This is a genomic window from Saccharopolyspora sp. NPDC049357, from assembly GCF_040677225.1.
Lineage (GTDB): Bacteria > Actinomycetota > Actinomycetes > Mycobacteriales > Pseudonocardiaceae > Saccharopolyspora.
The window spans coordinates 54,337-76,548 of sequence record NZ_JBFAQJ010000034.1; the positions used below are offsets into that span (position 1 = coordinate 54,337).

The 22,212-nt window shown below is 69.8% G+C and carries 21 protein-coding genes; 10 read left to right on the forward strand and 11 right to left on the reverse strand.

Features of this window, described 5'->3' with window-relative positions:
- Positions 1–7 precede the first annotated feature (7 nt).
- The gene (locus tag AB0J91_RS24585; protein ID WP_363873001.1) at positions 8–991 is read right to left on the reverse strand and encodes a pentapeptide repeat-containing protein; all 984 of its coding nucleotides are present in this window, start codon (positions 989–991) and stop codon (positions 8–10) included.
- Between the two features lie 108 nt (positions 992–1,099).
- Positions 1,100–1,312: a hypothetical protein gene (locus AB0J91_RS24590; protein WP_363873004.1), complete on the reverse strand. Its 213-nt coding sequence runs from the start codon at positions 1,310–1,312 to the stop codon at positions 1,100–1,102.
- 416 nt (positions 1,313–1,728) lie between these two features.
- Here AB0J91_RS24590 and AB0J91_RS24595 point away from each other — a divergent pair, with 416 nt between their 5' ends.
- Positions 1,729–3,894: an EAL domain-containing protein gene (locus AB0J91_RS24595; protein WP_363873007.1), complete on the forward strand. Its 2,166-nt coding sequence runs from the start codon at positions 1,729–1,731 to the stop codon at positions 3,892–3,894.
- Positions 3,895–3,939: 45 nt separating this feature from the next.
- Here AB0J91_RS24595 and AB0J91_RS24600 read toward each other — a convergent pair whose 3' ends face one another.
- Positions 3,940–5,793 carry a glycoside hydrolase family 15 protein gene (locus tag AB0J91_RS24600; protein ID WP_363873010.1) on the reverse strand — a complete coding sequence of 618 codons (1,854 nt, stop codon included), beginning with the start codon at positions 5,791–5,793 and terminating at the stop codon, positions 3,940–3,942.
- Between the two features lie 94 nt (positions 5,794–5,887).
- The gene (locus AB0J91_RS24605; protein WP_363873013.1) at positions 5,888–6,463 is read right to left on the reverse strand and encodes a type VII secretion system-associated protein; all 576 of its coding nucleotides are present in this window, start codon (positions 6,461–6,463) and stop codon (positions 5,888–5,890) included.
- A gap of 184 nt (positions 6,464–6,647) precedes the next feature.
- Between AB0J91_RS24605 and AB0J91_RS24610 the strand changes: the two genes are divergently transcribed.
- The 6 genes from AB0J91_RS24610 (at position 6,648) to purM (ending at position 13,061) form a co-directional block, all read left to right on the forward strand.
- On the forward strand, positions 6,648–7,064 hold the full coding sequence (locus AB0J91_RS24610; protein ID WP_363785744.1) for a PRC-barrel domain-containing protein: 417 nt from the start codon (positions 6,648–6,650) through the stop codon (positions 7,062–7,064).
- Between the two features lie 289 nt (positions 7,065–7,353).
- Complete coding sequence (locus tag AB0J91_RS24615) at positions 7,354–8,526, forward strand: S8 family peptidase (RefSeq protein WP_363785746.1); 1,173 nt, start codon at positions 7,354–7,356, stop codon at positions 8,524–8,526.
- Positions 8,527–8,796: 270 nt separating this feature from the next.
- The gene (locus AB0J91_RS24620) at positions 8,797–9,585 is read left to right on the forward strand and encodes a DNA-binding response regulator (protein WP_363873016.1); all 789 of its coding nucleotides are present in this window, start codon (positions 8,797–8,799) and stop codon (positions 9,583–9,585) included.
- Positions 9,586–9,750: 165 nt separating this feature from the next.
- Positions 9,751–10,140 carry a sterol carrier family protein gene (locus AB0J91_RS24625; RefSeq protein WP_363873019.1) on the forward strand — a complete coding sequence of 130 codons (390 nt, stop codon included), beginning with the start codon at positions 9,751–9,753 and terminating at the stop codon, positions 10,138–10,140.
- A gap of 163 nt (positions 10,141–10,303) precedes the next feature.
- The gene (gene purF, locus AB0J91_RS24630) at positions 10,304–11,866 is read left to right on the forward strand and encodes an amidophosphoribosyltransferase (protein ID WP_363786367.1); all 1,563 of its coding nucleotides are present in this window, start codon (positions 10,304–10,306) and stop codon (positions 11,864–11,866) included.
- 82 nt (positions 11,867–11,948) lie between these two features.
- Positions 11,949–13,061 carry a phosphoribosylformylglycinamidine cyclo-ligase gene (gene purM, locus AB0J91_RS24635; RefSeq protein WP_363785753.1) on the forward strand — a complete coding sequence of 371 codons (1,113 nt, stop codon included), beginning with the start codon at positions 11,949–11,951 and terminating at the stop codon, positions 13,059–13,061.
- Positions 13,062–13,745: 684 nt separating this feature from the next.
- Here purM and AB0J91_RS24640 read toward each other — a convergent pair.
- Entirely contained in the window at positions 13,746–13,934 is a 189-nt protein-coding gene (locus tag AB0J91_RS24640; RefSeq protein WP_093419982.1) for a DUF3073 domain-containing protein, read from the reverse strand.
- Between the two features lie 246 nt (positions 13,935–14,180).
- Here AB0J91_RS24640 and AB0J91_RS24645 point away from each other — a divergent pair, with 246 nt between their 5' ends.
- On the forward strand, positions 14,181–15,059 hold the full coding sequence (locus AB0J91_RS24645) for a hypothetical protein (protein WP_132680455.1): 879 nt from the start codon (positions 14,181–14,183) through the stop codon (positions 15,057–15,059).
- A gap of 140 nt (positions 15,060–15,199) precedes the next feature.
- On the opposite strand, the gene AB0J91_RS24650 is transcribed toward AB0J91_RS24645, so the two are convergent.
- The 5 genes from AB0J91_RS24650 to AB0J91_RS24670 all read right to left on the reverse strand — a co-directional run bounded on the left by AB0J91_RS24650 (position 15,200) and on the right by AB0J91_RS24670 (position 19,350).
- The gene (locus AB0J91_RS24650) at positions 15,200–16,006 is read right to left on the reverse strand and encodes a methyltransferase domain-containing protein (RefSeq protein ID WP_363873022.1); all 807 of its coding nucleotides are present in this window, start codon (positions 16,004–16,006) and stop codon (positions 15,200–15,202) included.
- A 92-nt stretch (positions 16,007–16,098) separates the two neighbouring features.
- Positions 16,099–17,016, reverse strand: a complete 918-nt coding sequence (locus AB0J91_RS24655; protein ID WP_363873025.1) for an asparaginase — start codon at positions 17,014–17,016, stop codon at positions 16,099–16,101.
- Positions 17,013–17,573, reverse strand: a complete 561-nt coding sequence (locus AB0J91_RS24660) for an aerial mycelium formation protein (protein WP_363873028.1) — start codon at positions 17,571–17,573, stop codon at positions 17,013–17,015. The genes AB0J91_RS24655 and AB0J91_RS24660 overlap by 4 nt, the downstream gene beginning before the upstream one ends.
- Positions 17,574–17,785: 212 nt before the next feature.
- A complete protein-coding gene (locus AB0J91_RS24665) occupies positions 17,786–18,928 on the reverse strand; it encodes a folate-binding protein (RefSeq protein ID WP_363785764.1) in 1,143 nt (380 codons plus the stop codon).
- 38 nt (positions 18,929–18,966) lie between these two features.
- On the reverse strand, positions 18,967–19,350 hold the full coding sequence (locus AB0J91_RS24670) for a transcriptional repressor (protein WP_363873058.1): 384 nt from the start codon (positions 19,348–19,350) through the stop codon (positions 18,967–18,969).
- 140 nt (positions 19,351–19,490) lie between these two features.
- Here AB0J91_RS24670 and AB0J91_RS24675 point away from each other — a divergent pair, with 140 nt between their 5' ends.
- Positions 19,491–20,339 (forward strand): aminodeoxychorismate lyase, encoded by an 849-nt coding sequence (locus AB0J91_RS24675; protein ID WP_363873031.1) that lies wholly within the window; start codon positions 19,491–19,493, stop codon positions 20,337–20,339.
- A gap of 191 nt (positions 20,340–20,530) precedes the next feature.
- On the opposite strand, the gene AB0J91_RS24680 is transcribed toward AB0J91_RS24675, so the two are convergent.
- The gene (locus AB0J91_RS24680; protein WP_363785769.1) at positions 20,531–21,172 is read right to left on the reverse strand and encodes an FABP family protein; all 642 of its coding nucleotides are present in this window, start codon (positions 21,170–21,172) and stop codon (positions 20,531–20,533) included.
- 257 nt (positions 21,173–21,429) lie between these two features.
- On the opposite strand from AB0J91_RS24680, the gene AB0J91_RS24685 reads away from it, so the two are divergent.
- Complete coding sequence (locus AB0J91_RS24685; protein ID WP_363873034.1) at positions 21,430–22,173, forward strand: methyltransferase domain-containing protein; 744 nt, start codon at positions 21,430–21,432, stop codon at positions 22,171–22,173.
- The last annotated feature ends 39 nt before the right edge of the window (positions 22,174–22,212 follow it).

A 22,212-nucleotide genomic window follows, 5' to 3' on the forward strand; every position in this document is an offset into this window, starting at 1 on the left:
AGCCCGCTCACTCAGGAGCCCCGACCGCGATGGTCGGGGCTCCTGTCGTTCCGGTCAGGTCCGGGGCCTGCTCGAAGACGACGCCGTCGAAGTCCGACCGCCCTTCGAACGTCGAACCGGCCAGCGTCACCTCGTCGGCGAAGGCGCTGTCGGAGAACTTCACGGGCCCGTGGAACGTGCTGCGCTGGCAGCGCACCGGGCCGCCGAAGTCCACGCCGCTGAACCACGCGCGGCGGTGGAACACCGCGTCGTCGCAGCGGAACCTTCCGCTGAGCCGGCCGGTGCCGAAGGCGCTGCCGGTGAAGTAGACGTCGCCGTGGAAGACGCTGCGGCTGAGGTTGTTGCTGCTGAACAGGTGCGCGTAGCGCAGCAGGACGGTGCCGACCTTGCGGTCGGACAGCTCGAAGTACTCCAGCGTCGCCCCGGTCAGGTCCAGGTCGAAGGCGGGTTCGTCGGCGTCGTCCGCGCCGGGCAGCAGCTCGGTGATCAGGCGCTGCGCGGTCAGCCGCACCTGCAGCTGGCGCTCGGCGTCGTCGGACTCCTCCGGCGTCCAGCGCTGCGACGGCGAGTAGCGCGGGTGCTGGAAGGGACGGCGCAGGTAGGAGCAGAGCACGTCGAGGACGGTCTGGGTGTAGTCGCGATTGCTGCGCGCCAGACCCGCCAGCGCGTGCAGCGCACCCACCCTGACCTGGTCGGTCTCGTGCCCCAGCAGCTCGACCGCGCGGGCGAAGCGCTCGTCGGCGACGCGGTCGCGGTCCAGGTCGGCGCGACGGCTCTCCAGGCTCTGCCGCTGCTCCTCGACCCGTCGCCGCCGGTCGTTGAGCCACAGCGCGTACAGCGCGACCACCGACCCGGCCGCGAGCCCTCCGGTCCGCAGCGCGTCCGCCCCGGTGATCCGCGGGTCGAACACCAGCAACCCGACGCTCACCCCGCACAGCACGAGGATCGCCAGCGAGATCGTCAGCACCAACCCGACCTTGCGTTCACCCATGCCGGTGATCCTCCCCGAAGCCGATCACCGAGAGGTGCCCTTCCGCGCCGTGGGACCGGATTACTCCGGTATTCCGTGGCCTGATCACCGGGGTATTCCGGTTCCTGATTACCGGGGTTTTCCTGCGACGTCCATGCCCGGCACGGTGGCCAGCGGGTCGAGGTTCGGCTCCGGCAGCGGATCCAGGGGCTCGAACTTGCGGATCTGCGATCCCAGCGTCGCGTTGTCCTCGTCGGCGGGACTCGCCTGAGCCGGGGCGGTGAGCACCGAGCACGCCAGCGCGACCACCAGGACCAGGGCTGAGCGACCGCGTGCAGTCATCGTGGCCTCGCATTCACGGATGGTCGTGGAGCATGTCGAGCGGCTACGCATCGTGCCCCGAAAGTGTGGCGAACGCTTTCCGGGAGCTGAAGGTGTTGTGTTAGCTTTTGACCGGATCGGCTCAATCCGTACAGCTGCGGGGCACCCGAACAGGGGTTTTGGCGAAGAATTGCCAGCGCAACCTCTGGGGGTGGGTTGAGCGTCTAACAGTGGGGGTTCGAACTCCGTCGCCGTTCATCGATGAACCGATCGCGGGCGGTAGCGGTATTTGTCTCTCGGCCACGCGGATGGCCGCCCGACACAGGTGTCGCGACTGCTCCGGGTGCCGTACATGATGTTCGACTGCCAAGCTCAACCGGCCGTATGCTCCGACGAGTAACGGCCAGGCTAGGACGACGAGTGGAGGGCGCCCAGGCATGACTGGCTGGACCGCGCCGGTGCCCAGCGCTCACGAGGTGGCCGCCAAGGTGAACCGAACGGACCGACGACGCTTCGCCGCGGTCTGGGCGCAGGCGCTCATGGGAACCAGCTACGTGCCGATGACCAGCGCCGAGGTCGAAGGTCGTCTGCACGGTTACACCGACCGCCTGGTCGACGCGCTGGTCGGTGAGCCCTTCGACGCCTCGCCCGCCCGCGCGGTGGGCGCTGACCTGATCGGTGTGCACTTCACCAGCTCCGAGTCGCTGGCCCGCACCGTCGAGCTCATCGGTGACGAGATGCTCGACGTGCTGCGGCTCGGCGACGACCCGGTGTGGCGCAAGCGCGTCGCCGCGCTGCAGGCGGCGCTGTGCTCCGGGTTCGTGCAGGCCGCGCGCAAGCGCACGCTCGACGAGCAGGAGGCCATCCGGCAGGCCGTGCTCGACGCGCGCGACGCCGTCGAGCTGGCCCTGCGCACCAGCGAGGCCCGATTCCGGGCGATCTTCTCCGAGGCCGCCATCGGCATCGGCATCGCCGACATCGACGGCCGGATCCTGGAGGTCAACGCGTCGCTGGCGCGCATCCTGGGCCGTTCCCCCGACGACATCCGCCGGATGCAGGTCCCGGACATGGTCCACCCCGCTGACTCGGAGCGGATCTGGCGGCTCTACGACGAGCTGCTGCGCGGCGAGCGCGAGCAGTTCCGCGTGGAGAAGCAGTTCTCCCGGCCCAGCGGCAAGACGGTGTGGACCGAGCTGTTCGTGTCCCTGATCCGCGACGACGACGGCAAACCGCTCTACCAGGTCGCCCTGATCGAGGACGTCACCGACCGCCGCGAGCTGCAGGAACGGCTCCGCTACCAGGCGATGCACGATCCGCTGACGACGTTGCCGAACCGGGCGTTGTTCCTCGACCGCCTGGAATCGGTCCTCAAGCGCCACGACCGCGACGACCGGATCGCGCTGTGCTACATGGACCTCGACGGCTTCAAGGTCATCAACGACAGCCTCGGCCACCACGTCGGCGACGAACTGCTGGTGACCGTCGCCGAGCGGCTCGCCGCGGCGGTGCACGGCGACGACCGGCTGGTCGCGCGGATGGGCGGGGACGAGTTCGTCATCCTGCTGCAGAAGTCCACCGGGACCGAGCAGGCGGTCGAGATCGCTGAGCAGGTGCTGTCGGTCATCGACGAGCCGATCCGCATCGACGGCCACGAGCTGACCGTCTCGGCCAGCGTCGGCATCGTCGAGCGGAACGTCGACGGGCAGACCGCCGCCGAGCTCATGCGCGACGCCGACGTGACGCTGTACTGGGCGAAGTCCGACGGCAAGGGCCGCTGGGCGCAGTTCGACCCGGAGCGCAACGCCAACGAGGTCGCCCGGCTGCGGCTGGCCGCCTCGATGCCCGCGGCGTTGGAACGCGAGGAGTTCTACGTGGACTACCAGCCGCTGATCGGGCTGCGGGACAGCTCGGTCGTCGGCGTCGAGGCCCTGGTGCGCTGGGCGCATCCCGACCTCGGGAGGCTCGGGCCGGACAAGTTCATCGGGCTCGCCGAGGAGACCGGGCTGATCGTCCCGCTCGGCCGGTGGGTGCTGCGCAAGGCGTGCGAGCAGGCCAAGCGGTGGCAGGACCGGTTCGGCGACTCGGCCCCGTTCGTCAGCGTGAACCTCGCGGTCCGGCAGTCGCGCGACCCGAACCTGGTCCGCGACGTCGTCGAGATCCTGGAGGAGACGGGTCTCGCGCCGCACCGGCTCCAGCTGGAGCTGACCGAGAGCACGATCATGTCCACCGCCGACGAGCCGCTGGACAAGCTGCGCGCGCTGGCGCGGATGGGTGTGCGCATCGCCATCGACGACTTCGGCACCGGCTACTCCAACCTCGCCTACCTGCGGCACCTCCCGGTGCACGAGCTCAAGATCGCCGGCTCGTTCATGGAGGGCCTGCGCGACGCCGAACGCGCCGATCCGGTCGACGCCCGCATCGTCGGCACCCTCGTCGATCTCGCGCACACGCTCGGCCTCACGGTCACCGCCGAGGGCGTGGAGACCCAGGCGCAGGCCCGCCGCATGGCCGAGATCGGCTGCGAGACCGGCCAGGGCTACCTCTGGGCCAAACCCGGCGATCCCCGGACGGTCACCGACTACATCTTCTCCCACCTGGAGTAGGAGCTGCTCGGGATCACCGCGCGGTGCGGGCAGCGGGAACCGCGCTCATGACAGTTCCTGGCCGTTGCGCCGGGACTTCTGCTCCCGCGTGCGGCCTCCGTAGAGGACCGCCGCCGAGTTGACCAGCGCGAGGTGGCTGAACGCCTGCGGGAAGTTGCCGGTGAAGCAACCGCTCGCGGCGTCGAACTCCTCGGAGTAGAGACCGACGTCGTTGGCCATCTCGACGAGTTCGACGAACATCCGCTCCGCCTCGTCGCGCCGGCCGCAGTAGGCCAGCGCGTCGACCATCCAGAACGAGCAGGCCAGGAACGAACCCTCCCGCCCCCTCAGACCGTCGACCTCGTTCGGCTCATCGGTGGTCGTGTAGCGGTCGACCAGCACCCCGCGCTGGAGCTCGCGCTGGACGGCCTCGACGGTGCTGCGCATCCGCTCGTCGTCGCCGGAGATGAAGCCGACCGCGGGCAGCAGCAGGACCGAGGCGTCCAGCGAGGTTCCGCCGTAGAACTGGGTGAACGCGCGGATCTCGGGGTTCCACGCGCGCCGCAGCACCTCCTCGCGGACCTCTTCGCGCAGCTCCCGCCAGTGCTCGACCGGACCCGGGAGCCCGTCCTCCTCGGCAGCGCGCACCGCGCGGTCGAAGGCGACCCACACCATCACCTGGGAGTGCGTGAAGTGCCGGTCCGGCCCGCGCACCTCCCAGAGCCCGCGATCGGGTTCCCGCCAGATCCGCTCCAGGTGGGCGAGCATGCCGCGCTGCAGGGCCCACGAGTCCTCGCTCTCCACCAGTCCGCGTTCGCGGGCCAGGTGCAGCGCGTCCATCACCTCGCCGTAGACGTCCAGCTGCCGCTGCCGGTAGGCGGCGTTGCCGACCCGAACGGGGCTCGCGTCCCGGTACCCGCGCAGCCAGTCCGCTTCCCACTCGATCAGGTGCCGCTCACCGCCGACGCCGTACATGATCTGCAGGTCAGCGGGGTCGCCGGCCACGGAGCGGACCAGCCAGCGCCGCCACGCCTCGGCCTCGGCGGTGCAGCCGAGGTCGTCGAGGGCGAGCAGCACCAGCGTGGCGTCGCGGAGCCAGCAGTAGCGGTAGTCCCAATTGCGGTTGCCGGGAACGGCTTCCGGCAGCGAGGTGGTGGGGGCGGCGACGATGCCCCCGGTCGGCGCGTAGATCAGCGCCTTGAGCGTGGCCAGCGAGCGGCGCACGGCCTTCGAGTAGGGCCCGTCGTAGACGATCTTGGACGACCAGTCCCGCCAGAACCCCTCGCACTCCCGCAGTTCCTGCTCCGGGTCCATCGGCGCGGGCAGCGCGTCGGGGTTCGACGACCACTGCAGCACCCAGGACATGCGCTGACCGGCGGAGATCGTCCCGGTGTGGCGGTGGGCGCGTTCGCCGTCGACCCGGGTGGGCAGTTCCTCGCCGCGCAGCACGACGGTGTGCGGACCGGCGATGCCCACGACGTACTCGTCGAGCACCGGCGCGGTCTCGCTGACCCGCCGCACCCACGGCACCGAATCGCCGTAGTCGAAGCGCAGCACCCAGTCGAGCTGGAAGCCGACCTCGCCGGACACGCCCTCGACGATCCGCACCACGCACGGCTCGTCGTGCTGGTTCACCTCGTGCGGCGGCATGAAGTCGATCAGCCGCAGCACGCCGGTGTCGGTGCGGAACTCCGTTTCCAGCACCAGGGAGTTCTCCCGGTACCGCCGGCGCACCTCGCGCACCGGCTCGGTCGGGGCGATCGACCAGCGGCCCTCGCCGCCCAGCAGCCTCGCGAAGCAGGCGGGCGCGTCGAAGCGCGGCAGGCACAACCAGTCGAGAGATCCGTCCTTGCCGACGAGCGCGGCCGTGCGCAGGTCGGACAGCAGCGCGTAGTCCTCGATCAGTCCCGGTCCGGTCACCCCGCCGACCCTAAGTTCGACGTGGGTGACCGGCCAGCCGTCGATCGTGCCGCTCAGGTACCACTACCCGCATCGCCGAGCGAGATGAGCGGCCTCATTCACCCTGGTCCTCGGCGAACTGCACGAGGACGCCGTTGGGGATCACCGCCTGGACGGCCTCGTGCAGGTTGAGGCCGAGGTCGTAGCCGCCGAGGACGTCGGGCAGCCAGGAACCGGGAACGGTGCGGTAGCCCGGCCAGTCCTCGGGCACCCGGGAGGGCGACGTGCAGGCCGGGACCAGCGTGGTCCCGTCGGACATCTCGGCGGTGTAGACGTTGCGGTCGTCGGCCGACGGCGCGTAGAGCATCACCTCGCCGTCCAGGACCGCCTGCGGCAGGTCGTCCTCCGGGCGCTCGCCGTCGGCGATCTCGTCGAGCACGCGCTCCAGATCATTGCTCGGCTCCGGCCGGTGCAGCATCAGGTCCGAGGGGACGTACTGCTCGTTGAACTGGAACTCCTCGTCGATCACGCCGTTCTCATCGATCCGGTAAGCACCCACGACGCCCTCCGGCGGCATGTCGCCCTCGTCGTCCTGGGCGTAGCCGGGGTCGGCGATGTACAGCCAGGTGTTCGGGTTCTCCTTGGCGTGCGCCCGCATCTCGTCGGTGATCGGCGGCGTGGGTTCGGTCATGAGGATCGAGACTCCGTTAACTCGGCTGGACAAGAACACGCCCCGCGACTGCCGAGCGTTCCCGTTGAAGGGTCCCATTCTTCGCCCCGGGTGGTCCGAAGAGGTCAGTCCGCCGTTTTGAGGTGCCGCGCCGCGCGACGAAGGGGGAGACTTGGTTCCCGGGCTTTGCGGGGAGGGGTGCTCGATGATCGGTCAGCGGGAAGCGTTGCGCATGTTCGGGTGCGAGGTCTTCGATCCGGCGGGGCAGCGAATCGGCATCGTGGGACAGCTGTTCATCGACGACGACACCGAACAACCCGCGTGGATCACGGTCCAGACCGGTCTGTTCGGCACGAACGAGAGCTTCGTGCCGCTCGACGGCGCCGCTTTCGACGGCGACACGCTCACCGTCTCGGTCGGCAAGGAGGCGGTCCGCCAAGCACCTCGGGTCGACCTGGACAAGGGCGACCTGCCGCTGGCGACGGAACGAGCGCTGTTCCGCTACTACGGGATGACCTACGGCGTGGATCCCGAGCCGGCCGACGGCGATTCCGAGCAGTCCGACGAGTACGTCGAGTCGGTTCGGCTGCGGTTGCGGCGCTGGGTAGCCGCCACCCGCTAGAGCGTCCGCACCCTCCGTTATATTGAGTACGCAGTGTTACTCCTACTTGCGGGTAACAACTGGGAAATCCGGCGATCGCCGGGCCGTTCAGCCCCTTGCGCTTGCTCGGGTTTCAGCTGCTCATTCCCGGTAAGTCTGGTCCGATTGGGAATTCGTTAACCCCAACGTCCGATTGTTTGGCGCAAAATCGCCAACGTCGCCCATACGAGTGCACTCGCTGGTTACGTTCCGCTCTGAAACACCTCCGCTCGGCCCCACCCGAGCGGAACCGTTTGAAGGAGGGGAACGCATGAGGAAGCTGCTCTTCGGCACCGGGGCAGGGGTTGCCGCGGCGGCGCTCGTGTTCGCCGGAGCTCCCGCCGGCGCACAGCCGCAGGTCGAACTCGCCCCGCTGACCCTGCACCCGCAGGCTCAGTCCAGGGACACCGCGGACGTCTACATCGTCAACCTCAAGGACGGCATCGCCCCGCAGGGCATCGCCGAGGAGCTGGGCGTCCAGGCCCGGCACACCTACACCACGTCGATCAACGGCTTCTCGGCCAAGCTCAACCCCGAGCAGCTGGAGAAGGTCCGGGCCAGCGACAAGGTCCAGAACATCTCGCAGAGCTACCGCATGGCGGTCGAGCCCAACGTCAAGCCGGCCGCCGTCGGCTCGTGGGGCCTGGACCGCATCGACCAGCCGGCGCTGCCGCTGGACGACAGCTACACCCCCACCGGCAAGGGTGAGGGCGTGACCGCCTACATCATCGACACCGGCATCGCGCCCGACCACCCCGACTTCGGCGGTCGCGCCTCGGTCGGCTTCGACGCCACCGGTGGCGACGGCATCGACAAGCAGGGCCACGGCACGCACGTCGCCGGCACCATCGGCTCCAACACCTACGGTGTCGCCCCGGCCGCCAAGCTCGTCGGCGTCCGCGTCCTGGACGACCAGGGCCAGGGCACCACGGAGTCCGTCGTCGGCGGCATCGACTGGGTCGCGCAGAACCACGACGAGAACTCCGTCGCCAACATGTCGCTGGGCGGTCCGAAGGACCCGGCCCTCGACGAGGCGGCCACCAACCTGGTCAACAGCGGCGTGTTCCTCGCCGTTGCCGCCGGCAACGAGTCGCAGGACGCCGAGCAGGTGTCCCCGGCCAGCGCGGAGGGCGTGTTCACCACGGCCGCGTCGGACAACACCGACACCTCCGCCGAGTTCACCAACTTCGGCGCCACCGTCGAGGGCTACGCCCCCGGCGTGGACATCGTCTCCACCGTTCCCGGTGGCAGCACCGAGGCGATGAGCGGCACCTCGATGGCCAGCCCGCACGTGGCCGGCGTCGGCGCGCTGTTCCTGGGCGCCAACCCGGGCACCGCTCCGGCCGACGTCATCAAGGGCCTGCAGGGCCAGGCATCCGCGGGTGTCGTCCAGGGCGCCCCGCAGGGCACCCTCGCCGACCTCCTGCAGATCGGCGACCTGTGATCGCCTGACGCGATAGAGCGCCGTCGCGGGCCCTTCCTGAGCGCTTCAGGGAGGGCCCGCGCTGCGTGAAGGCGCTGCTTTCGGGGGTATCGGGGCTCCGCTGATCGGGCGTAAAACACGTTCGTCGCCCAACTGGTCCGGCGAAAGTCGGTTCCGGCGGTTGTTCCCGGTGGATACGTTGCCAACAACAGGGGGAGCTCAGTGTCCATTGCGGTGCCGCGCCTGAACGCGAGGCGGGCATCGCCGGGGCACATCGAGGAGGGATGTGCCGTGTTACCCGGATACACCGAGGAACTGACCAAGGCACCGACCGGAGTCGCCGAGCCGGGCGCACCGGAACAGCTCGGCGAGCGCGCCGTGCAGGCGCAGGTCGCATCGGTCACCCGAGCGGCTCGGGCGCAGGCCGGCAGCGCGGGAGTGCTGCAGGTCGTGCACGGGGCCAAGCGGGTCGGCTGGGCGGCTTACGAGCTGCAGGCCAGCGCCACGCACCTGGTGCAGGGCGTCGCCAAGCCGCCCTACGCGCAGACCGGCACGCTGGACTCGCTGGAATCGCGCAAGCTCGCCGAAGGCGTGCGCTACCAGGTGCTCTACGACCGCTCCGCGCTGGCTCGTCCGCCGCAGCTGGACATCACGACCAAGCTCGTCGCGCTGGGCGAGCAGGCGCGGGTGATCCACGTGGCGCCCACCAAGCTGATCATGGTGGACAACGAGATCGCGCTGCTGCCGCTGACCGTCACCGAGACCTCGGTGGAGAGCGCGGTCGTGGTGCGCAGCTCGGCGATGCTGGCGGCGATCGCCCGCATCTTCGAGGACCTGTGGCGCTACGCGGCGCCGTTCACGGCCAACCAGGACCTCGACGGCAACGAGCTGCGGCCCACCGAGGAGGAGCGGTGGATCCTGTCGCTGCTCGCCTCGGGCGCCACCGATGACACCATCGGCAGGCTGATGGGCTTCAGCGCTCGCACCGCGCACCGCCGGGTGCGCGAGCTGATCTCGCGGCTCGGCGTCGAGACGCGGTTCCAGGCCGGTATGCAGGCGGTCAAGCTCGGCTGGCTGTGAATCGATCTGGCGGGTGAATCGATCAGGCGTCTCGGCACCGGTTCCGCACATCTGAGCACCGGCACCGAGGCGCACGATCGGGCGGTTCTGGTCCGACCGTCCATGATCAACATGCCTTTTGCCCGGTCAGTTCGGGCAAGAACCGACCGCACTAGACTCCGCGCCATGCCGAAGCGCGGTGCGGTGGACCCCGGGGAGATGCGCGAGGCGGTCACCGCCGTGCGCGAATGGCTCGACGACGCCGAACGCCGTCCCGCCAGGCCCGAGATGGCCAAGGCCGTGCGCCTGAGCCTGCGGACGCTGGAGCAGATCGCGCCCGGCAACAGCGTCGAGGTGCGGGTCCCGCCGTTCGCGGCCGTGCAGTGCGTCGAAGGACCCAGGCACACCCGCGGCACCCCGCCGAACGTCGTCGAGACCGATCCGCGGACCTGGCTGCTGCTCGCTACCGGACGCCTGACCTGGTCGGAAGCCGTCGAAGGCGGGCTGCTGACCGCTTCCGGCTCGCGCTCCGACGTCTCCCAGTGGCTCCCGATCGTGCGCGTGGAGCAGGGCTGAGGGCTTCGGACCTGCTACGTGTTGTGATGAGATGGCCGACACGCTTCGGGTGGGGTTCGCCCAGGTTTCCCGCGCCTTACACTGAGGTGTAACTCCGGCTCCGTCATCCAGGGAGTTCTCGGTGGTCACCGACCGTCCGGCTAGTGCCAGCACGACAACGGACCTGCCCTTTCCGACCTTCGACACCTCCGCCGACGCGTTGGAGCGGGACATCCCCCGCGAAGAATGCGGCGTGTTCGGCGTCTGGGCCCCTGGCGAAGAAGTCGCCAAGCTCTCGTTCTACGGGCTCTACGCCCTCCAGCACCGAGGCCAGGAAGCCGCCGGCATCGCCGTCGGCGACGGCTCTCAGGTGGTCGTCTACAAGGATCTGGGCTTGGTCAGCCAGGTGTTCACCGAGCAGACGCTCGCTTCGCTGCACGGTCACGTCGCCGTCGGGCACTGCCGGTACTCCACCACCGGTGGAGGGTCTTGGGAGAACGCGCAGCCGACCTTCCGCACCACCGGTGCGGGCAGCGGCCTCGCGCTCGGCCACAACGGCAACCTCGTCAACACCGCCGAGCTGCTGGAACGCGCGCGCGACTTCGGCAAGGTCGACGGCGGCAACCTGTCGTCGCCCGCCAACGGCTGCGAACGCGCCTCCAGCGACTCCGACCTGGTCACCGGCATGCTCGCGGCCAAGGCCGCGGACATCGGCCTGGAGCAGGCCGCGATGGAGCTGTTCCCGACCGTCTCGGGCGCGTTCTCGATGGTCTTCTGCGACGAGGACACCCTCTACGCGGTCCGCGACCCGCAGGGCGTGCGCCCGCTGGTGCTCGGCCGCCTCGAACGCGGCTGGGTCGTGGCCAGCGAGACCGCCGCGCTGGACATCGTCGGCGCGTCGTTCGTCCGCGAGGTCGAGCCCGGTGAGCTGCTGGCCATCGACGCCGACGGTCTGCGCTCGCAGTCCTTCGCCAGTCCCAAGCCCAAGGGCTGCGTGTTCGAGTACGTCTACCTGGCGCGCCCGGACACCACGATCTCCGGCCGCACGGTGCACGGCACCCGCGTGGAGATCGGCCGCAGGCTGGCCAAGGAGCACCCGGTCGACGCCGACCTGGTCATCCCCGTCCCGGAGTCGGGCACCCCGGCCGCGGTCGGCTACGCCCAGGCGTCCGGCATCCCCTACGGCAACGGCCTGGTGAAGAACTCCTACGTGGGCCGGACGTTCATCCAGCCCTCGCAGACGATCCGCCAGCTGGGCATCCGGCTCAAGCTCAACCCGCTGCGCGAGGTCATCCGCGGCAAGCGGCTGGTCGTGGTCGACGACTCCATCGTGCGCGGCAACACCCAGCGCGCGCTGGTGCGGATGCTGCGCGAGGCCGGAGCCGTCGAGGTGCACGTGCGGATCGCCTCGCCGCCGGTGAAGTGGCCGTGCTTCTACGGCATCGACTTCGCCTCCCGCGCCGAGCTGGTCGCCAACGGCCTCGACGACGACGGCGTGCGGCGCTCGATCGGCGCCGACAGCCTCGGGTACGTCTCGCTGGACGGCCTGATCGCCGCCACCGAGCAGCCCCGCAACCGGTTGTGCGCGGCCTGCTTCGACGGCGAGTACCCGATCCCGCTGCCGGACGACGCGCGGATCGGCAAGTACCTGCTGGAAGGACTCGGCAACGAGCGAGGCGTGGCCGGTCCCGCCGAGCCCGTGCTGCCCAGCGGTTACGGGGCGGAAGACGCGCTGCAACGTCCTTGACCTCACCGTCGCCGCGTAGCGTTGGTCGTGCCAGGATTGCGCGTCCGGCGAATCGCAAATCGCACTAGATGTGGAGCCAGTCGTGTCCGAAGACCTGATCGCAGGGTCTGCCCAATCCGAAACCCCGAAAGCCACTTACGCCGCGGCGGGAGTGAGCATCGAGGCCGGTGACGAGGCGGTGGAGAAGATCCGCCCCTGGGCGGAGCGCGCGACGCGGCCGGAGGTGCTCGGTTCCCTCGGCGGGTTCGCGGGCCTGTTCCAGCTCAAGCTCGACCGCTGGAAGGAGCCGGTCCTCGCGTCCTCGACCGATGGTGTGGGCACGAAGCTGGCCGTGGCGCAGGCCGTGGACAAGCACGACACGGTCGGCATCGACCTGGTCGCCATGGTCGTCGACGACCTGGTGGTCGCCGGTGCCGAGCCGCTGTTCCTGCAGGACTACATCGCCGTCGGCCAGGTCATCCCGGACCGGATCGCGGACCTGGTCAAGGGCATCTCCGAGGGCTGCGTGCAGGCGGGTTGCGCGCTGTTGGGCGGCGAGACCGCCGAGCACCCGGGGATGATGGCGCCCGGCGAGTACGACATCTCCGCCACCGGCGTGGGCGTCGTGGAGGCCGACGGGATGCTGGGGCCGGACAAGGTCCGCACCGGCGACGTGGTCATCGCGATGGGCTCGTCCGGTCTGCACTCCAACGGCTACTCGCTGGCCCGGCACGTGCTGCTGGACCTGGCGCGGATGCCGCTGGAAGGCCACGTGGAGGAGTTCGGCCGCACCCTCGGCGAGGAGATGCTGGAGCCGACCCGGATCTACACCAAGGACTGCCTGGCGCTGGCCGCCGAGGCGGAGGTCCGGACGTTCGCGCACGTCACCGGCGGTGGTCTCGCGCAGAACCTGGCGCGGGTCATCCCGCCGGGCCTGACCGCCACGCTGGACCGCGGCACGTGGACGCCCGCGCCGGTGTTCCGGATGATCGCCCAGCGCGGCCGGGTCGAGGCCGAGGAGATGGAGCGCACCTTCAACATGGGCATCGGCATGGTCGCCGTGGTCACGGCGGAGGACGTCGACCGCGCCCTGGCCGTGCTCACCGCCCGCCACGTGCCCGCCTGGGTCCTCGGCGAGGTCGCCAAGCAGCCCACGGTCGAGGGCGCCGGCGAGGACGACCGAGTCGTCCTGCGGGGCAACCACCCCCGCTTCTGACCAGCAGACGAAAAGCCGCAGCACCCACCAGGGCGCTGCGGCTTTTCTTATGCCCACAAACGTCAGGCAAGCACCGAAGGTGCTTTCTCCTTGCCTCACCTGAGCAGCCGGCACCGCCGGGGTTCTGAGCGGCTTCGTGGCGAGCACGCCGCGACGCCGTGTCCACCCCCCTGGGTAAGCGGAATACTCAAGGAGTGGCGCGCGGAGTCCACGGAGCCGCTCAGGTTCCCCCACCCGCACCGCTGAGCAGAAGGACCACCTCGGAGCTGAAAAGAGAAGCCGGGTCGTGCGGGCCGCCTCTCGGCGGGTGGCACTGATGGGCTCCAGCCGAACGGTATTCCCAGCAGGCGATAGTTGGAGCCCGGGGGCACGCGCACGACGCCGGCACCCTCTACAACGAGTGGGCCCCGCCGAGGATTCCCGGCATGGTGGCGATCACCCGTTGGAGGGTCTTCACGCGCGCAGCACCAGGGGCGGTGCGGGAGTTGATCCCCGCACCGCCCCTGGGGCGTTCTCCGTGTTCAGTCCCGTTTCCGGGTGTTTCTCAGACGTGAGTGGCGCCGCCGGTCGTGACCGGCGGCGCCATCCACGGCGTTGTTCCTCTTGTGGGTCCTGCGAGCTAAGCGACGCACTCCGCCATCGAGCGAACAGCGTTGAAACCGCTGTTCTCACCGGAGGAGCGCGTCAACGTCGACCGTAGTCGTAGTCGTCGTACCCGTCGTCGTGCGAGTCATCGCGGTCTTCGCTGGACCACTCGCCGGACTCCGAGGTCGACAGCTCTCGCTGCAACGCCTCTATGTCCATGGACGGGGAACTGTACTTAAGCTCGCGGGCCACCTTCGTCTGCTTGGCCTTAGCCCGGCCGCGCCCCATGGCTCGACCCCCTCGCACAGGGTGTGCGGGGCGGACAGGGGAAAGCCGGCCCCGCATGATCTCGACAACTTTTCCTGTAACTACCGTACCGTGTCGAGGCGGTTCAACGCGACGTGGTGCCAGGAGTTGGCCGCCGTGTCTTGGGTGACGTGGCACTCGCCCGATTCGATCAACCGCTCGGCGCGGCTCGCGGAGGGCCGTGAGTCGCGCGAACCGGCTCGTCGGGGGCATGACACCATGCTCGCTGTGCCAGAGCCGTTCGTCGCCTATCTGAGGGTTTACGAGCCCCTGTCGTCGTTCGAGTCACCGCTGCGCGAGGAAGTCGACGCTGCGGTGGAGCGCGGGTCCGTCGACCCGTTCGACGCGGGGCTGTGGGAGCAGCACCTGTGGCTGCGCAGCCAACTCGCCGCGCCCCCGCGGTTGCTGCCGGGCGAGAACGCCGACGGCGAGGTCCAAGGCGTGGGCGGGGTGCTCGTGCTGGATCCCGAGGACGTGCCCACCGCTCCGGCCGCCACGGTCGGTCCGGGACCGCTGGTGTGCCCGCTGGACGTGCACGGCCGCGCTGCGGCCGCGCTGGTGGGGTTCCTGGGCGACGCGGAGATCCCGTTGCGCACGGCGGCTCTGCCGGAGTCGGTGGACAAGGCCCGCACCCGCGCGGGCGCGGTGGTCAGCGAGCTCTCCGGCGGCGCCGTGCACGTGCTGTCGTCGACCTGGACCGTTCCGCTGCCCTGGTTCGTCGTGGTGGACCCGACCGAGCGCTGCGTGTTCACCGAGCCCGATCGCCGCCGCGTCTGCTGGCGGGTCGCGATGGCCGACGCCCGCCGGCGGGTGGCTCGCGCGCACTCGGTGTCGAAGCAGTCGATCGGCGAGGACGGCCCGACCCGGATCCTCAAGGAGACCGGGCGCTGGCTGGAGCGCTTCCACCCGCACAGCGCCGTCGAGCTCGACTACGGCGGCCTCGTCCAGCTGATGACCCAGTCGGACCTCGACGCCGACACCTCGGCCGAGGACGTTCACGCCATCGTCGACGCGATGGAAGCCGACGACGCCGAAGAGGTCGCCACCCGCTACGAGCAGCTCCGAGACTTCTGGTCCGAGTTCGCTGCCCGCGAACACCACAACTGATCCCCGCTCAACCCATGCTCCTGAGGTCACCCCGCGCGGGTGGTCTTCCCGATTTCAGTGGAAATCGGAACCCTGATCTCCACTGAAATCGGGAACCTGATTTCCACTGAAATCGGGAACCTGCCGCAGGGATGATGAGGTCAGGGGCGGCAGCGGACTTCGCCGTTGAGGACGGCGAACCAGCCGGTTTCGGCGTCACGCCACGCGTGCCAGGCCTGGGCGAGGGACTCCAGTTCGTCCCGGGTGGTCAGGCCGTAGGCGATGGCCTGGTCGGCGAAGGAGGACTGGCGGATGCGGTCCGCCCAGAGATCGCCCCACCAGGCGCGTTCCTCGGGTGTGGCGAAGCACCAGGCCGAGGCGGTGCACTCGACGTCGGTGAAACCCGCCTGCAGGGCCCAGGTCTTGAGGTGCTTGCCGCCGTCGGGGTAGGCGTCGTTGTGGTCGGCGACCGCGCGGTAGAGCTCCAGCCAGCGGTCCATCCCCGGGTGCTCGGGTGACCAGCGCATGCCGCCGTAGTCGGCGTCGCGGGCGGCGACGACCCCGCCGGGCTTGCACACGCGACGCATCTCCCGGAGTGCGGCGACCGGGTCGGTGAGGTGCTGCAGGACCTGGTGGGCGTGCACGACGTCGAAGGAGTCGTCGGCGTGGGGCAGGCGGTAGACGTCGGCGACCTCGAACCGGGCGTTGTCCACGGCGCGCTCGGCCGCGGCGGCGCGCGAGATCGCCAGCGGTTCTTCGACGTTGTCGATGCCCAGCACCTGGCCCGGCGCGACCCGTTCGGCGAAGTCGAGGGTGATCGTTCCCGGACCGCATCCGACGTCGAGCACCTGGACGCCGGGGCGCAGGTCGCCGAGCAGGTACGCGGCCGAGTTCTCAGCCGTCCGCCACTGGTGCGACCGCAGCACGCTCTCGTGGTGCCCGTGCGTGTAGGTGTCCTGCGCGCTCATGCTCACCTTCCCGAAATGTGGGATAATTGTTCCGCGATATGAGCATATCGCGGGCAAGGTCCTGGTGAGAAGCTTTTTAAGATCCGGGGAGGTCAGCTCAGGGCGTTGGGGATGAGCCGGATCGATCCGACGGGGTGACCTCCGCCGAAGACCGGTTCCTCGGCGAGGTCGTCCAGGCCCGTGACGCCAAGAGCGGAGAGGACGCCGACCGCGATCGGAAGCCGGGCTCGGTCACCGCCGTCGGCGATCTTGATCGCCGCGGCGTGGCCGTCCGGCAGGGCGAAGGCGAAGACGCCCTCCGCTCCGATCTTGCTGATCAGCCCCGGGACCGCCCCCATCAGCCGGACGTCCTCGCGGCCGGTGCCCGAGACCAGCCACGGGTGCTCGTGCATCGCCTGCCCGACAGGGGTGTTGACCAGCCGCTGGAACACCCGGGCCAGCCCGGTCAGCGAGATCGCGAACAGCGGGGCGCCGCAGCCGTCGACCGCGGTGTTGGCCAGCGGTTCGCCGGCCAGGTCCACGACGGTGTCGGCGATCGCGACCTGCAGCGGGTGCTTCGGATCCAGGTAGTCGGCGGTGGACCAGCCGTTGGTCACGCAGGTGGCGAGCATCGCGGCGTGCTTGCCGGAGCAGTTCATGGTGATCCGCCGCTCCTCCGAGACGCCCCGGCGCGCGGCCTGGCCCATCGGCAGGTCCGGTGGGCAGCGCAGGTCGTCCTCGGTCAGCGAGAACCGCTCCAGCATCTCGGAGACGCGAGCGATGTGGTCCTGCTCGCCGCTGTGCGAAGCGGCGGCGAGCGCCAGGTCGGCGGAGGGGAGTTCGAGCCCGCAGCGCAGCATTCCTGCCGCCTGCGCGGGCTTGAGCGACGAGCGCGGGTACATCGGAGCGGTCGCGTCACCCCGCGTGATCAGGGGCGCACCGTCCGGGTCGATCACCACCACTGAAGCGTGGTGCACACCTTCCCGAAGTCCACTTCGGATGATCTCGACGAGTGGAACAGGTGGGATCAACGCCGGTCTCGCTCCTCTGCCAGAAGGTCATCCACCGACGCGGCGCCCTCCCGGTAACGGCGGGCGATCTCTGCGTTGAGCCGATCCACGACCTGCTGAACCTCGCGGCGGCGCTGCGAGACCGAGTCCTCCTCGGCGGTGTAGGCGCTCAGCGCCCGGTCGAGCTGCTCATCGGACAGCGACATCACGTCGGAGAGGTCCACGTCCGAGACCAGCGCTTCCACGTGCCTGCGGTGCGCCTCGGCCCGCGAGGGCTCGGTGGTCTGGTACCGGCCCGAACCGGCGGCCGGGCCGACCGCGTTGTCGGACAGGATGTTCACCAGCTGCTCGACCACGGACCGCGAACCGTCCTCGCGCCGACGGCGCTGCTCGGCGCGCACGATGTCGATGCGCGCGTGCAGCACCCGTCGCAGGTAGGACAGGTCCGTCTCCTCCTGGGCGGCCTCGTCCCGCAACGCGCGCACATCACCCAGCACGTGTTGTTCGATGCCACTGGTGTAGTCCGGGGACAGGACCCTGTCGATACGGCGCCGTCCACCCGGGCGGACTTCGATCACGTGGCCATCCTCCGGCAATTCGGTCGAGCTCGCCAACAGTTCGGGTGATGTCGTTACGACAACAGTGTGACGCCGAGCGTTCGATCAGCGTTCCTCGGTGTTCGAAACGACCCCTGATCGGGCGACCGGCATGCCTCAAGGCATACCCGCCCTGTCAAACACCGACGTCACTTGGCGCGCAGAACTTGAGGACCGTTACCGAAACTAACCGGTCACCGGCCGCGCAGCCGGTCGGCGGCCACCCGGCCGGGGGGCTCACCGCTGTCCGGCGGCACCGAGTCCGGGTCGACCGCGGCGGCCACCGCGCGGTCCTCCTCCGGATCACCGGCCATCAGCTCTCCGTCCACCGGAGCCGTGCGCTTGAGCAGCGCCAACGCCACCGGCCCGAGCTCGTGGTGCTGCACGACGCTGCCCACCCGGCCGACCTTGCGGTCGCCGTGGAACACCGGGTCGCCGATCTCCGGCGAGACCTCCACCGAACCGTCCAGGTGCAGCAGCACCATCCTGCGCGGGGGCTTGCCGACGTTGTGGACCTTCGAGACCGTCTCCTGGCCGCGGTAGCACCCCTTGGCCACGTGCGCGGCGAGGTGGATCCAGCCCAGCTCGTGCGGGATCGCGCGGTCGTCGGTGTCCATCCCGACCCGGGGACGCAGCGCCTCCACGCGCAGCGCCTCGAACGCCATCGTGCCCGACGGGCGGATGCCCGCGTCGGTGAGCTTGAGCCACCAGTCCACCAGCGATTCGCGCGGAACCAGCAGGTCGTAGGTCTGCAACGCGCGGAACGGCACGTTGCGCACGAACCCGCCGCCCGGCAGTCCGCGCACCTCGTAGGCGTCGGAGGGGACCTCGGTGAACCCGGCGAGGATGCCGCCGGCGTCCGGGCCCATCGCGGTCAGCACCGCGAACTCCGAGGTGGCGTCGCGCGGCTCGACCTTCGACCAGAACCGCATCGCTTCCAGGTAGTCCGGCAGCGACTGCCTGCCGTTCACACCGATCGACGGCAGCGCGCTGGTGACGTCCGAGGCCGCGTCGGTGTCCAGGTACACCACGCCCTCGTGGTGGGCGACCAGCATGTGGCTGTCCACCCGGCCGTGGGTGTCGAGCACGAGCGCCTCGGTGCCCTGCCCGTCGGGCAGTTCGGTGAGGTGCTGCGAGAGCACCAGGTGCAACCAGCTCAGCCGCTCTTCGCCGGGAACCGCGATGACCTCGCGGTGCGAGCGGTCCACCAGAACCGCCGAACGCGCTGCCGAGCGCTGCTCGGCGAACGGGTCGCCGAAGTGCCAGGGAACGCCGCGGTCCACCGAGTCCTCCGGCGCGGGCACCGCGCCCGGCAGATCCAGCGTGGGTGAACTCATTCAACGCTCCTTGAGGTCGTGCTCGTGCGACACCGGGTTCAGCCGATGTCGGCGGCCTGGCATTCCCGGCAGGTGCCGGACAGGGCCAGGTGCGTCGCGTCGAGGGCGAAGCCGTGCTCGGTGCGCAGCTTGTCGGCCAGCTCGTCCATCGTCTCGATGGCCACCTCGTCGATCCGGCCACATCGGTGGCAGGCGAGGTGGACGTGCTCGTGCTCCTCAGCGGAGTAGGTCGGCGCACCGTGGCCGAGGTGGGTGTGCCGCACCAGTCCGAGCTGTTCGAGCAGGTCGAGCGCCCGGTAGATGGTGGTGATGTTGATCGTCGGGGCGATCTCCTGCACCTTCTTGCACGCCTGCTCCGGCGTGGCGTGGCCCAGCTCGCGCACGGCGTCGAGCACCAGCTGGCGCTGCGGCGTCATGCGCATGCCCCGTTGGTGCAGAGTGCTGCGCAGCGATCCCTGGTCGCTCAATGCCGCTCCCGTGCTCGACGCGCTCGGATGGGGAAACCCACCTCGATCGTAACCTCCGGGCCGACTCCGGGAACTGGACGCTCTACCCTTCCGGCATGCGCGTACTGGCACTTTTGGACGGAACCCTCGCCGATCCCGAAGCTCCGCTGTTCCGGGCCGATGACCTCGGCGTGATGCGAGGTGACGGCTGCTTCGAGACGATCCTGGTCGTCGACCGGAAGCCGCGCGAGCTCGGTCCGCACCTCGACCGCATGGAGAGGTCCGCGCGGCTGCTGCAGATGCCGCTCCCCGAGCGCGCGGCCTGGGAGCGCGCAGGGCAGGCCGTCATCGACGCCTGGCCGTGGGATTCCGAGCCGGAGATGGGCCTGAAGCTCGTCTGCACCCGAGGCATCGACGGTGGGGACGGCACGCCGCACGGGTTCGCGATGGGCATGGACGTCGGACCCGACACCAAGCGCAAGCGCGACAGCGGAGTCGAGGTCGTGACCCTCGACCGCGGCTACGCGCCGGACTTGATGGACAGGGCGCCGTGGCTGCTGCTGTCGGCCAAGACGCTGTCCTACGCGGTGAACATGGCCGCGCTCCGCGAGGCCGAGTCGCGCGGCGCCGACGACGTCATCTTCACCGCCAGCGAGGGCACCGTCCTGGAAGGCCCGACCTCGACGGTCGTGCTGGCCCAGGGCCGCAAGCTGCTGACCACGCCACCGGCCTCGGGCGTTCTGGCGGGCACCACCCAGGGCGCGCTGTTCCGCGCGGCCGAGCAGGCGGGCTGGGAGACCGAGGTGGTCGACTTCCCCACCACGGCGCTCTTCGAATCCGACGGCGTCTGGCTCGCCTCCAGCATCCGCCGCCTGACCCAGGTCCGCGCCATCAACGGGACCTCGGTCAAGGCCGACGACGCGCTGCACACCGAGATCGTCAACCTCTACGAGTCGAACTACTGAGGCGTCAGGCAAGCGGCGAAGCCGGTTTCTCCTTGACCACCTGAGCAGCTCGCACCGCCGGGGGTTCTGAGCGGTGCTGTGGCGAGCACGCCGCGACGCCGTGTATTTGGACATACATCAGGAGTGGCGCGCGGAGTCCACAGCGCCGCTCAGGTTCCCCTACCCGCACCGCCAAGCAGGGTGACCAGAGATCAGCCTGCGACTCGGTCGAGCTTTGCGGAGAGACGCGGCTGGAGTTCGTGCTCCGAGGTGGCTCGCTCTTCCACGTAGGCGAGGGCTCCGTCGACGACGCCGTAGAGGCGGCTGGCGGCGGTGACGTCCTCGCCCGTCGGGGTGCGCAGCACTGCGTCGGTGCCGAACTCCCAGGTCGTGGTGTTGCGCGGCTGCCCGATGAACAGCTCCGAGACGCCCGTCGAGTGCATCAGCATGAGCTCGATGGTGTCGTCGGGCTGCGGGCGCAGGAAGCCGGTCTCGCGGAACGCGGGTGCCACGACGTTGCCGCCCTCGCCGTCCAGCCGCCACGCGCGGCTGGAGTACATCAGGAACGGGCGGCCGTCGTGCGAGATCGTCACCTGCTGGACGAACCGGAAGGTCTCCTCCAGCGACGGGTGGGAGGCCTCGCCCTCGCCGCGCCACACGCCGACCAGCGGCAGCAGCGACAGGCATGCGTCATCGAGCGAGGGGCCCAGCCGCAAGTTCGCGGTGTCGCCCTCGCCCGGGAGGTCGTCGAACTCCGGGACGTTGAGTTCCCGGGTGATCTTGGCTCGTTCCGCCGCCGCGGCAACTGCGGCGTCGCCGCTGCCCGGCTGCGGTTCGTTCGGCGTTGCAGTCATCGCATCGAGGCTACAACGAGGCCTTCATCAGTCGTTGTACAGGCGGTACACCACGTAGAAGGCGAACCAGATGGTCGCGACCGCAGCGAGTCCGACGAGCGTGACGAGGCCGTAGTGCAGAAAGTCGAGGAGTTCCACGGATGAAGGATAACCACGGCGACGTCCCAGCGGAGTGTGGCGTGCGGCATGATCGGCGTGGGGAGCGGCGGGAACGGTCCGCTGAACACCAGGAACGTCAGAGCCGGGACGAGGATCACATGGACTTCGAGACGCTGCGCGAGCGCGCGCTGGCCTACCGCGAGGAGCTGCTGGCCCGCAAGGACAAGATCGCGCCGGCCGACTTCGGTTGGTACCCGTACGACACGATGGCCAACATCTTCCACCTGGACGCACTGCTCAGCGGGCCGCAGCGGCAGGTGTTCGACAGCATCGCGGGCACCCGCATCGCCGACATCGGTGCCGCCGACGGCGACTTCGGGTTCTTCCTGGAGGACGAGCTGGGCTGCGAGGTCGACCTGATCGACAACGCGCCCACCAACTTCAACGGCCTGCGCGGCGCCCGGCGCCTGGTCGAGGAGCTGCCGTCGCGCGCCCAGGTGCACGAGATCGACCTGGACGCCCAGTTCCGGCTGCCCGCCGAGCGCTACGGCGCGGTGTTCTTCCTCGGCCTGCTCTACCACCTGAAGAACCCGTTCCTGGTGCTGGAGCGCCTGGCCGAGCGCGCCGAGCTGTGCTTTGTCTCGACCCGCATCGCCCAGGTCACCCCGGACGGCACGCGCATCGCCGACCAGCCGGTCGCCTACCTGCTGGACCCGGCCGAGGCCAACAACGACGCCACCAACTTCTGGATCTTCAGCGAGACCGGTCTCCGCCGGATCTTCGACCGGACCGGCTGGGACGTCGTCGACTTCACCACGGTCGGCTGCCGGCAGGACTCGGATCCCCGGACCCCGGACCGCGACGAGCGGGCCTTCGCGCTGCTGCGCTCCCGCAAGGTCTGAAACGGCGAAGGGCCGGCACCTCGCGAGGTGGCGGCCCAT